This is a genomic window from Streptobacillus canis, assembly GCF_009733925.1.
Taxonomy (GTDB): Bacteria; Fusobacteriota; Fusobacteriia; order Fusobacteriales; family Leptotrichiaceae; genus Streptobacillus; species Streptobacillus canis.
Window position 1 is genome coordinate 17,497 of record NZ_WOEI01000023.1, and the last position, 10,229, is coordinate 27,725.

The 10,229-nt window shown below is 29.1% G+C and carries 10 protein-coding genes and 1 tRNA gene; 8 read left to right on the forward strand and 3 right to left on the reverse strand.

Going from position 1 to position 10,229, the window contains the following annotated elements:
• Positions 1-132 precede the first annotated feature (132 nt).
• Positions 133-209, forward strand: a tRNA-Met gene (locus tag GM111_RS06385).
• A 192-nt stretch (positions 210-401) separates the two neighbouring features.
• On the opposite strand, the gene GM111_RS06390 is transcribed toward GM111_RS06385, so the two are convergent.
• Positions 402-1,448, reverse strand: coding sequence for an IS91 family transposase (locus tag GM111_RS06390; RefSeq protein WP_156300284.1), 1,047 nt, complete (start codon positions 1,446-1,448; stop codon positions 402-404).
• A gap of 394 nt (positions 1,449-1,842) precedes the next feature.
• On the opposite strand from GM111_RS06390, the gene GM111_RS06395 reads away from it, so the two are divergent.
• Genes GM111_RS06395 through lpdA form a run of 4 tightly spaced genes read left to right on the forward strand, consistent with a single transcriptional unit; the run spans position 1,843 to position 6,620 of the window.
• Positions 1,843-2,811: a thiamine pyrophosphate-dependent dehydrogenase E1 component subunit alpha gene (locus GM111_RS06395; protein WP_156300285.1), complete on the forward strand. Its 969-nt coding sequence runs from the start codon at positions 1,843-1,845 to the stop codon at positions 2,809-2,811.
• Positions 2,812-2,832: 21 nt separating this feature from the next.
• Entirely contained in the window at positions 2,833-3,825 is a 993-nt protein-coding gene (locus GM111_RS06400) for an alpha-ketoacid dehydrogenase subunit beta (RefSeq protein WP_156300286.1), read from the forward strand.
• A 10-nt stretch (positions 3,826-3,835) separates the two neighbouring features.
• A complete protein-coding gene (locus GM111_RS06405; RefSeq protein WP_156300287.1) occupies positions 3,836-4,903 on the forward strand; it encodes a dihydrolipoamide acetyltransferase in 1,068 nt (355 codons plus the stop codon).
• 13 nt (positions 4,904-4,916) lie between these two features.
• The gene (gene lpdA, locus GM111_RS06410; RefSeq protein WP_156300288.1) at positions 4,917-6,620 is read left to right on the forward strand and encodes a dihydrolipoyl dehydrogenase; all 1,704 of its coding nucleotides are present in this window, start codon (positions 4,917-4,919) and stop codon (positions 6,618-6,620) included.
• A gap of 35 nt (positions 6,621-6,655) precedes the next feature.
• On the opposite strand, the gene GM111_RS06415 is transcribed toward lpdA, so the two are convergent.
• On the reverse strand, positions 6,656-7,129 hold the full coding sequence (locus tag GM111_RS06415; RefSeq protein WP_156300289.1) for a glutathione peroxidase: 474 nt from the start codon (positions 7,127-7,129) through the stop codon (positions 6,656-6,658).
• A gap of 113 nt (positions 7,130-7,242) precedes the next feature.
• Between GM111_RS06415 and GM111_RS06420 the strand changes: the two genes are divergently transcribed.
• From GM111_RS06420 to GM111_RS06430, 3 genes are read left to right on the forward strand one after another with little or no spacing between them, the layout of a single operon-like run.
• Positions 7,243-8,232 (forward strand): lipoate--protein ligase, encoded by a 990-nt coding sequence (locus GM111_RS06420; protein ID WP_156300290.1) that lies wholly within the window; start codon positions 7,243-7,245, stop codon positions 8,230-8,232.
• Positions 8,232-8,855, forward strand: coding sequence for a cytochrome c biogenesis CcdA family protein (locus tag GM111_RS06425; protein ID WP_156300291.1), 624 nt, complete (start codon positions 8,232-8,234; stop codon positions 8,853-8,855). Before GM111_RS06420 ends, GM111_RS06425 begins: the two co-directional genes overlap by 1 nt.
• Before the next feature lie 10 nt (positions 8,856-8,865).
• Positions 8,866-9,300 carry a GAF domain-containing protein gene (locus tag GM111_RS06430; protein WP_156300292.1) on the forward strand — a complete coding sequence of 145 codons (435 nt, stop codon included), beginning with the start codon at positions 8,866-8,868 and terminating at the stop codon, positions 9,298-9,300.
• A 37-nt stretch (positions 9,301-9,337) separates the two neighbouring features.
• Here the strand turns inward: GM111_RS06430 and GM111_RS06435 are convergent, their stop codons facing one another.
• On the reverse strand, positions 9,338-10,015 hold the full coding sequence (locus GM111_RS06435; RefSeq protein ID WP_156300293.1) for a winged helix-turn-helix domain-containing protein: 678 nt from the start codon (positions 10,013-10,015) through the stop codon (positions 9,338-9,340).
• Between the last annotated feature and the right edge of the window lie 214 nt (positions 10,016-10,229).

Genomic DNA, 10,229 nt, shown 5'->3' on the forward strand with positions numbered 1-10,229 from the left:
CTATTTAATAAAAAAATAGTTCAATCCCGAACTATATTTCCATTATATTCTAAAAAAAAATAAAAGTCAATAAAAATTTTGTTGACAAAGAAATAATTATATAGTATAATCATTATTGTCATTGGGAGATATGCCTAGGTAGCTCAGTTGGCTAGAGCATGCGGTTCATACCCGCAGGGTCGAAGGTTCGAATCCTTTCTTAGGCACCATATATTTTATACTATATCCCATAAAATTAACTATTTTATATAGTACAAGCTGTAGGGCACGACAGCTTTTTTTTATTCTATAGGAAATTAGAATTCTAATAAGATGTATATAATTTTATTGATTAATGTAAAAAGAAGTTACAGTTTATAAAAGATAAAATTAATAAGTAAATTTGTGTAATACAAAAATACCTATTTAAATAATAGGCCATTAGGGTTATAGAATTTATGAATAGGAGGTCCAATAGAATTATTTATAAAGAGTTCATAAGCTTCAAGATAAATATTACAATTAGGACACATAAAAGGATCAAAGCCCCAAATAGATTTAAAGTTCTTTCTAAAAAGAGAAGGAACTTTTTTAAGTTTAGACTTAAATAAAGTAAGAGCTAACTTTAACTTACTAGATTTTCTTCTAGCATAGAAACCAAATCTATTAATCATCTTAAAATGTTTATAAGGTAAATGAAAAAGTAATTTAGTAACAAAATCTTGAATAGTTAATTTATGGTAAGAGATTTTCTTATTATTAGCTAAATCATTAAACATAAAAGTAACATAATTCTTTTTAAGATTAATATCAACAATTTTATACTCAGCAATAGGAACTCTAGCTAAATATCTACCAAGGTATTTAATAATACCTTTAGGGTTATTAACATCATTATCACCAACATTAAAGAAGAATCTAACATCTTCTTTAATCATTTTAGAAGCCATATCTAAAGCATTTTTTTTAATAGTATCATTAGGATAATTAGCTTGACTTAAGGCTCTACATACGACATATCTCCATTGATTAGCAATAGAATTAACATGAAAATAATTAAGTTTTTTAAAGATAAAATTTTTGTTTAATCCCCCAAGAGAAACAATAGCATGAATATGAGGATTAAATTTAAGATCTCTACCAAAAGTGTGAATAACAGTAATTAAACCATAGTGAATGATATCAGAATCAGTAAAGTATTTATCACTAGATTTAGGTATATATATTTTTCTTTTCTTTTTATCATGAATATTATGGAATTGATATTTGAAAATATTATTAATATCAGCAGCTAATCTAGAAAGAATAGTTTTATCATAAGCAATAAATTTTCTAAATTGTTGAGGAATAGTAAAAAGAAGATGTCTATGAGGAATATTAATTAATTGATTAGTGATGGAGTTAGTCCATTTAATAGAGTAATAATAACTACAAGAATTACATAATCTAGATTTACAAGTAAGTTTCATTTTATGTTAAAAGTTACAGATATGACATCTAGATGAATTTGATTTTAGATGTCATGTTTATCACTCCTTTCTGTTAGTTTTGTTTGGTGATTAAATTATATAGAAAAGAAAGAGGTGATTTAAGGATTTTTTAAAATCCCAAATCACCTTTTTTTATTTGTAAATTAATGTTTTTTGAGATATAATGTAAATAGAGATAATATATAGTAAAACGAGGGGAAAGTATTCCATATTGTGAAACAGCAAATAAAATGAGGTGCTTTTAAATACAGTAAATAGACTAAAAATCAAGAATTGATATTTTTAAAATGTTAATAAAATAACAATAATTGACTTTAAGAATATTTAGTTTTAAACTATATATATAAATAAGAAACATAAGCGGAGGTTTATAATGAAAAAATTAAAAAAAGCACAATTGCTAGATATGTTTAAAAAGATGCAAGAAGCAAGAATTTTTGATCTTAAAGTAGCGCAATTAGTTAAAAAAGGTAAAGTACCTGGAATGACTCACTTCTCAGTAGGAGAAGAAGCAGCAAGTATAGGAGCTATGGCTGCATTAAATGATGATGATATTATCACATCAAACCACAGAGGACATGCACAAGTTATTGCAAAAGGAATAGATTTAAATGCAATGATGGCAGAAATTTTAGGAAAATACACTGGAACTTGTAAAGGTAAAGGTGGATCAATGCACATTGCTGACGTTGATAGTGGAAACTTAGGAGCTAACGGAATAGTTGGAGGGGGACACGGTATAGCTGTAGGAGCTGCCTTAACTCAACAAATGAAAAAAACAGGAAAAATAGTTGTATGTTTCTTCGGAGATGGAGCAACTAATGAAGGAAGTTTCCACGAAGCATTAAACATGGCTTCAATTTGGAAATTACCAGTAATTTTCTATTGCATTAACAATGGATATGGAATAAGTGCTGACATTAAGAAAATGACTAATATTGAACACATCCACTTAAGAAGTGCTTCATATGGAATACCTGGAATGTTTATACCAGATGGAAATAATGTTTTAGATGTTTATGAAGAATTCAAAAAAGCTGTTGACCACGTAAGAGAAGGTAAAGGACCAGTTTTAATCGAATCAATTACATATAGATGGTTAGGACACTCTTCTTCAGATCCTGGTAAATACAGAACTAAAGAAGAAGTTGAAATGTGGAAGAAAAAAGATCCAGTTGAAAACTTAAGAAAATACTTAATCGAAAACAAAATCGCAACAGAACAAGAATTATTAGATATCGATGCTTCAGTTAAAAAAGCAGTTGATGATGCAGTGGTATTTGCTGAAAACAGTCCATTACCACCACTAGAATCAGCATTCGAAGATATTTATGCAGACTAATTAAGGAGATGATTTAAAAATATGGAAACAAAATTAATGTCGTTTAGAGATACAATAATTTTAGCAATGTCAGAAGAAATGAGAAGAGATCCTGACGTTTTATTAATGGGAGAAGATGTTGGAGTATTCGGAGGAGACTTTGGAACTTCAGTAGGAATGATAGAAGAATTTGGACCAGAAAGAGTAAGAGACTGTCCTATATCTGAAGCAGCAATCGCAGGAGCAGCTTCAGGAGCAGCTATGACAGGATTAAGACCAATAGTTGACGTTACATTCATGGATTTCGTTGTTATAGCAATGGATGCAATTGTAAACCAAGCTGCAAAAACTAGATATATGTTTGGTGGAAAAGGAAAAGTACCTGTAACATTTAGATGTGCTGCAGGAAACGGAGTAGGTTCTGCTGCACAACATTCACAATCACTTGAAAGCTGGTTCACACATATACCAGGATTAAAAGTTGTTGCACCAGGAACACCAAGAGATATGAAAGGATTATTAAAAGCTTCAATAAGAGATAATAACCCAGTAATAATATTAGAATACAAATCAGAATTTAACCAAAAAGGTGAAGTACCTTTAGATCCAGACTTCGTAATACCTTTAGGTGTTGGAGAAATTAAAAAAGAAGGTACAGATGTAACTGTAGTAACTTACGGAAAAATGTTATCAAGAGTTATGAAAGCTGCTGAAGATTTAGAAAAAGAAGGAATTTCAGTAGAAGTAGTAGATCCTAGAACATTAGTACCATTAGATAAAGAAATTATCTTAAACTCAGTTAAGAAAACAGGAAAAGTTGTTCTTGTTAACGATGCTCATAAAACAAGTGGATTCATAGGAGAAATTTCAGCAATAATTTCAGAATCAGATGCATTTGATTACTTAGATGCACCAATTAGAAGATGTGCTGGAGAAGATGTACCTATGCCATATGCACAAAACTTAGAGTTTGCAATGATACCAACAGTAGATACAATAAAAGATGCAATACGTAAAACAGTAAATAAACAGTAGAGGTGGAAAAATGGAAAAAAAATTATTTAGAGCTACACCTGCTGCAAGAAAATTAGCATCACAGCTTAATATAGAATTATCAGCTGTGCCTGGTAGTGGTGCTCTTGGAAGAATACATAAAGAAGATGTAGCTTCATATAAAGCAGAATCAAGTGTTAAGATATCTCCTGTAGCAAGAAGAATTGCAGAAGATAATGGTATAAACTGGCAAGAGATTAAGGGAACTGGAGTAAGAGGAAAGATAATGAAATCAGATATTTTAGCTTTATTATCTCCAGAACATAAAGATACTTATGTTGCTCCAACTAAAGAAAAAGAATTTATTAATCAAGAAAAAACTAATATAGAACAAGTATTAGATGATAAAAAAGATAAATATGGAGAAATAGAAGTTATACCTATGACAGCAATGAGAAAAGTCATAGCTAAACGTATGGTAGAAAGTTATTTAACTGCACCAACATATACATTGAATTATGACATAGATATGACAGAAGCTCTTGCATTAAGAAAGAGATTATTAGATCCAATTTTAGCACAAACAGGTAAGAAAATAACTGTAACAGATATTATTTCATTTGCAGTAGTTAAAACATTAATGAAACATAAATATTTAAATTCTTCATTAACTGAAGATGGTCAAAAAATCATAGCACACAATTATGTAAACTTAGCTATGGCAGTTGGATTTGACGGAGGATTATTAACTCCAGTTGTATACAACGCTGAAAAAATGAGTTTATCAGAATTAGTAGTTGCATTAAAAGATGTAACTAGCCGTGCACTTGATATGAAACTTGCGCCAAGTGAATTACAAGGTTCAACATTTACTATAAGTAACTTAGGAATGTTTGGAGTATCATCATTTGGTCCAATAATAAATCAACCAAATTCAGCTATACTAGGTGTAAGTGCTACAATAGAAAAACCGGTAGTAGTAGATGGAGAAATTAAGATTAGACCTATTATGTCTTTAGGACTAACTATAGATCATAGAGTAGTAGATGGTTTAGCTGGAGCTAAATTCATGAAAGACTTAAAAGAATTATTAGAAAATCCAATTACAATGTTAATATAAAGGAGAGAAAAAGATGGCATTAGAAGTTATCATGCCCAAAGCTGGGATAGATATGACTGAGGGGGAAATTGTTAAATGGAACAAACAAGTTGGTGAATTTGTTAAACAAGGAGAAATCCTTTTAGAAATCATGACAGATAAAACTAACATGGAATTAGAAGCTGAAGAAGATGGATATGTATTAGCAATCTTAAGACAAGCTGGAGAAACTGTAGCAGTTACAGAAGTTATAGGATATTTAGGAGAACAAGGTGAAGCAGTTCCTACACCAGGAAGCGCACCTGCAGCAGCACCAGCGGCTGAAGCACCTGCAGCAGCACCAGTTGCAGCTAAAAAAGAAGATGGATATGACGTAGTAGTTATAGGTGGAGGACCTGCTGGATACGTTGCAGCTATCAAAGCTAGCCAACTTGGAGGAAAAGTTGCATTAGTTGAAAAATCAGAACTTGGAGGAACATGCTTAAACAGAGGATGTATACCTACAAAAGCATACTTACATAATGCTGAAATTATAGAAGGAATTTCACATGCTGCAGCACGTGGAATTATGATTGAAAACCCTAAATTCACAGTAGATATGGAAAAAGTATTATCTATGAAAGGTAAAGTAGTTAAAACTTTAGTTGGTGGAGTAGGAGCATTATTAAAGAGCAACGGAGTTGATGTATTCAAAGGTGTTGCTAGAATTACTAAAGATAAAAACGTTATGGTTGATGGAGCTAAAGAATTAGTTACAGATAAAATTATCTTAGCTGGTGGATCTAAAGTTTCAAAAATTAATATACCAGGAATGGATTCAAAACTTGTTATGACAAGTGATGATATCTTAGAAATGAAAGAAGTACCTTCTACACTTGCAATTATCGGAGGAGGAGTTGTTGGGGTTGAGCTTGGACAAGCATTCTCAACATTCGGTTCTAAAGTTACTGTAGTAGAAATGATGGATAGAATAGTTCCAAGTATGGATGCTGAAGTATCTAACGCTTTAAGAGCTAAATTAGAACAAAAAGGTATGACTATCATGACTTCAACTAAATTACAAGAAATAGTTGAAAAAGATGGTAAATTACATATTAAATTAGAAGGAAAACAAGACTTAATAGTTGATAGAGCATTATTATCAATAGGACGTGTACCTGATTTAGAAGGTATAGGAGAAGTTGAATTCGAAATGGAAAGAGGAAGAATTAAAGTTGACGAATTCATGGAAACTTCAGTTAAAGGAATATACGCACCTGGAGATATCAATGGAACTAAGATGTTAGCTCACGCTGCATTTAGAATGGGAGAAGTTGCTGCTGAAAATGCAATCAAAGGAAACCACGCTACAGCTAAGTTAGACTTAACACCAGCTGCTATCTATACTTTACCAGAAGTTGCAGCTTGTGGATTAACTGAAGAAGAAGCTAGAAAAACTTATGATGTTTCAGTTGGTAAATTTAGCTTTACAGCAAACGGAAGAGCTATCGCAAGTGACGAAAACTATGGATTTGTTAAAGTTATAGCTGATAAGAAATATGGAGAAATTTTAGGAGTACATATAATTGGACCTGCAGCAGCAGAATTAATTAATGAAGCTTCTTCAATTATGGAAATGGAAATTACTGTAGAAGAAATGTTAAAAACTATACATGGTCACCCTACATACTCAGAAGTAATGTATGAAGCATTTGCTGATGTATTAGGACTTGCAGTACACGCATTAAAGAAAAACTAATAAATAATAGGAATAGCGCCAATTAGGCGCTATTTTTATAGTAAAGTTTCTATGTATTTTTCTATCTTTTTAGGTGAAGTTATAGGTGGGAATCTTTTAATAATTTTGCCATTTTTTCCTATTAAAAACTTAGTAAAATTCCATTTAATATTGCTACCAAATATTCCTTTTGTTTCCTTTTTTAAGTAAGTATATAAAGGGTCTTCATTAAGCCCATTAACATCAATTTTTTTGAAGATTTTAAAGTGTGTATTAAAATTTAAAGAACAGGTACTACTTATTTCACTGTCACTTAAGGGTTCTTGATTTAAAAATTGATTACAAGGAAAAGCAAGTATTTCAAATCCTTTATCTCTATACTTATTGTATAGATCTTCTAAATCATTAAATTGATTGGCAAGCCCACATTTAGTTGCAGTATTAACTATTAATAGAACTTTACCTTTATATTCATTTAAAGATACATCTTTATTTAGGTTATCTTTAACTGTAAAATCATAAATATTCATATTATCACCTCTATATATATTTTACTTCATTTTTATAATATTTTCTATTGTAAATTTATTGAAAAAAATGTATATATGATATATAATTAAAGAAAAACAGAAAGGATATGATTATGAAATATATTATTAATGAAAGTAATGACACAGCATATAACATTGCACTTGAAGAATATGCATTTAAAAAACTATTAAAAGAAGAAATGATATTCCTTTTATGGATTAACAAACCTTCAATAATAGTAGGAAGACACCAAAATACTATACAAGAAATTAACAAAGAGTTTGTTAGAGAAAATAACATTGAAGTTGTAAGAAGAATAAGTGGTGGAGGAGCTGTTTATCACGATTATAATAACTTAAACTATACTATAATTTCTAAAGAAAGTGAAAATAAAGCATTTGATTTTAAGAGTTTTTCAATTCCTGTAATTAAAACTTTAGAAAGTTTAGGTGTTAAAGCAGAATTTACTGGAAGAAATGATTTAGAAATAGATGGTAAAAAAATCTGTGGAAATGCACAAGCATATATCAATGGTAGAATAATGCACCATGGTTGTTTATTATTTGATGTTGATTTATCAGTATTATCTAAAGCTTTAAAAGTATCAAAAGATAAAATCGAATCTAAAGGTGTTAAATCAGTTAGAGCAAGAGTAACTAATATAGTAGATGAATTACCTAATAAAATTGATGTTAAAGAATTTAGAGATTTACTTTTAGATTATATGAAAAAAGAATATCCAGAAATGACAGAGTATGTATTCAGTGAAGAAGAAATAGCTGAAATAAATAAAGCTAAAGCAGAAAAATTTGGAAACTGGGATTGGAACTATGGAAAATCTCCAGAGTACAATATTACTAGATCAATGAAATTTGAAAAAGGTAAAATTGAAGTATTTGTAAACGTAATAGATTCAAAAATTGATAATATTAAAATATATGGAGACTTCTTTGGAATAGAAGATGTTGCAGCAGTAGAAGAAGTATTAAAAGGAGCTAAATATGAACAAGCTGAAGTTCTAGAAAGACTTAACTCTATAAATATTTCAAGATACTTTGCTGGAATTTCTGCTGAAGAAGTAATGAAAGCAATAGTAGAATAATGATATTATTTTACTTGTTTGGAATAATGTCATTTCTAACACCTTGTTTTATGTCTATTATTCCAGTTTATTTAACTATACTGACAAAAAAAGGAAATAAATTTCTTAATGTTACTCTATTTTTTATAGGTTTATCAACAACATTTGTATTAATGGGTTTAAGTTTTTCATTTATAGGTTCATATATAAAAAAGGACTTATTTAGAATCTTAGCAGGTATATATATATTTATGATGGGATTAATTCAACTTGAGCTATTTAATAACAAATTTGTTGATAGGGTAAAAATGATTAATTTAAGAGATGATTATACCAATTCATACTTTTATTCATTTCTTTTAGGATTTACTTTTTCTATGGGATGGATACCTTGTATTACACCTACTTTAAGTTCTATACTTATAAGTATAGGTGTAGGAGATTTTAGTATTACTAAAGGTATAGTTGCAATGTTAATATATTTCTTAGGATTAATTACACCATTTATTATTTCAACTTTAATAGTAAAAGATATGAAAAATATTACTAAATATTTGGATGAAATAAAAACTATGAATGGTATTATACTTATGGTGCTTGGATTACTTATGATATTTAATTTAATTGGTGCTATAGGATTATAGAAAGGGAAAAATGAATTACGATTTATTATATAAAGAAATTGAAGCTCTACTTTCAGATGAAGATTATCAAATATCTAGAATGGCAAATATGTCAGCTTTTATAATGGAATCTATGGGAGATTTAAACTGGGTAGGATTTTATATAGTTCATGGAGATGTTTTAAAAGTTGGACCATTTCAAGGAAAACCTGCGTGTTCAAATATACCTAAAGGTAAGGGGGTTTGTGGATATACTTGGGAAAATGAAAAAACAACAGTAGTAGAAGATGTTCATGAATTTCCAGGACATATTGCATGTGATGCTGCTTCAAATTCAGAAGTTGTGATACCTATATTTGATAAAGAAGGAAAGATGATAGCAGAACTAGATATTGATTCTCCAAAACTAAATAGATTTAGTAAAGAAGATGTAGAATTTTTAGAAAGATGCGCAAAATTAATATAAAGAAAAGGATTTAAGCAGTGCTTAAATCCTTTTTGTTTTAGTCTTTTATAATGTATCCAACGTTTCTTATTGTTTTGATTATCTTAGATGGGAAACCATATTCTATTTTTCTTCTTAAGAAAGTAATATATACGTCTCCAATGTTTTTGTGATCAGGTATTTCTTTACCCCATACCTTTTCAGCTATCATTTCTCTAGTAACCACTTTGTTTTTGTTCTTAACTAATAATTCTAGTAATTTATACTCTTTATTAGTTAAAGAAACTTCAACATCCCCTCTTTTTGCTTCTCTTGTGTAAGGGTTTAACGTTAAGTCTTTTACTTTTAATATTGCATTAGAAGTAAATGTAGTTTTTCTAGTTAATAGGTATAAAAGAGCATTTATCTTTGCTAAGAAAGCTTCTTTTGTAATACCATCGTAAACGTAGTCATTAAGACCAAATGCTAATGCTTCTTCTAAAATGAAACTATTTGTTGGGCTAGTTATAGCAACATAGATAATTTTATCCATCTTATCTACTTTGTATTGGAATAACTTTTTGTAGTTTAAAATATTTGTTGTATCAAATATTAAAACATCTACTGCCCCTTCTTCTAAACTTTGAACTACAAATTCTTCATCTGTAGTGAAGTTTACTGTTGCATCAATTAATTTTAACATATCAGCGTATTTCTTTTCAGAATTTAAATCCCAGCTGTAATATAAAATATTCATAAAAACCACTCTCCTTACTTTTTTTTTAATTATATCATAAAAGAAATAAAAAAACAACTAATTTTAATTAATATTTTTTTAATGTGCAATATTAATATGATAATGTCTTAATATAATTAAAATAAAAATGTCCTAATTAAGTATAAGATTAAAAATAAAATTAATTAAATAATATATGATATAATATCTTTTGTAATTTTAATAGTAAGAAAGG